Below are 1,582 nucleotides of genomic sequence, written 5' to 3' on the forward strand. Positions count from 1 at the left end.
GCTTCATCCATTTCGTTTTTTCTGGTAATTTGAACGTATGGAACCGAACATCCTAAAGCGAATTTTTTTCGATGAACATGGCCATTGGGACAAGTTTGTCCGGAAGAATGAAGGAAGGATCCGAGCGAATGTCCTGAAAGAGGTCGCCAAGTTCCGTGATTGCGGGAATCCAAAGAATGGGTTTAAGCTGCTGGTGTGTGAAGGATGCCATGACCTGCGGCTTGTTCCGTATCGCTGCAAAGGGAGATTCTGCACGACCTGTTCATGCGGCGAGACAGAAGAGTGGAGCAGGCTGCTCGAGGAAGATGTATTTCAGGTCAATCATCGTCATGTGATCATGACAATAGACGAAGGACTTCGAGAGATCTTCTTAAAGCACCGTCACCTGCTCAAGGAGTTCATGGATGAAGCGGTTAGAATCGTAAAGGAATATTTCGAAAAGAAACATAAAATCACCCCAGGAATCATTGCGGGGTTACATACATTCGGCTCGAGATTGAACTTCAACCCGCACGTACACATGCTGGTGACGATGGGCGGGATGAAGAAAAATGGAGAGTGGAAAAGCTATGATTTCGTACCGTTTGAAATGTTACGCAAGCAATGGCAAACGGTGGTATTGAAACTGATTCGACGAAACCTAAATGAACGAGATAAGAAACAGGTGCAGTCTAGATTGCAAAAAGCCTACTCGAACAACGGGGAAGGCTTCTATGTGCATGCGCCGAAACAAAAGGGGAATGTAAAGGCACAGCTTGGATACATTGGCCGTTACATGAGGAGACCTGCGATTGCTGTAAAGCGGATCGTGGACTATGACGGAGAATACGTGGAATTCCGATACCATGACAAGACAGATGGACAAGAGAAGACAGAGCGAATAACAGTTGAAGAATTCATTGCTAGGCTGATTCGGCACATTCCGGACGAGAATTTTAAGACGATCCGTTATTACGGCGTGTATTCCCGTCGAATCAAGGCCCTGTGCAAAAAACTTGTGAGTGTATGGCAGCAAGCAGCACGAAAGTGGATTGTACGAGCGAAGCGCATGCTTAGCCGCAGAACATGGAGTGAGCGTCTTAAAGAAAAGACCGGGCACGATCCGATGACCTGTCCAAAGTGTCAGTGTTATTATGAGTACAAGGGTGAAGTCTGCCTAGAAGATGGGCAACTCAAGGTGAAAGTGGCGTTATGCTCAAACAGTAAAGCTGTATTGGAGAGGATGATCCGGGATGTCACCGGTGTCGAAAAGCAGAAAGAAGCAAGGAAAGAAAAAGAAGCAGGGAAGCGCGCCGTTAAGCAAATTCCTGCAAGACAAGATGGCCATAAACTACATTTGCCTGCAGTGTGAAGAGCAGGAAACGATACCTTACGATACAGTGAGAAGCTTCGACATTATGGACGGAGGAGACCCACTAGTACCACCGCAATTTTCATGCGAGGTATGTGGAGGGGCAATGTACCCCGAATATTACAAGGGCGTACATGGTTATGAATACAGAATTGAGGATGTCCGTGGGAAAGTTGCTGAAGAGTGATGCAGAGGCACGAAACAAAGGACCGTCAGGGAACGAATTTCTCC

The 1,582-nt window shown here is 46.8% G+C and carries 1 protein-coding gene; it reads left to right on the plus strand.

Annotated features, from left to right (window positions below):
* Nucleotides 1-37: 37 nt before the first annotated feature.
* The gene (locus ABEV74_RS22595) at nt 38-1,351 is read left to right on the plus strand and encodes an IS91 family transposase (RefSeq protein WP_430149870.1); all 1,314 of its coding nucleotides are present in this window, start codon (nt 38-40) and stop codon (nt 1,349-1,351) included.
* Nucleotides 1,352-1,582: the final 231 nt, after the last annotated feature.

Source organism: Paenibacillus cisolokensis (assembly GCF_050481165.1).
GTDB classification, from domain to species: domain Bacteria; phylum Bacillota; class Bacilli; order Paenibacillales; family Paenibacillaceae; genus Paenibacillus_AH; species Paenibacillus_AH cisolokensis.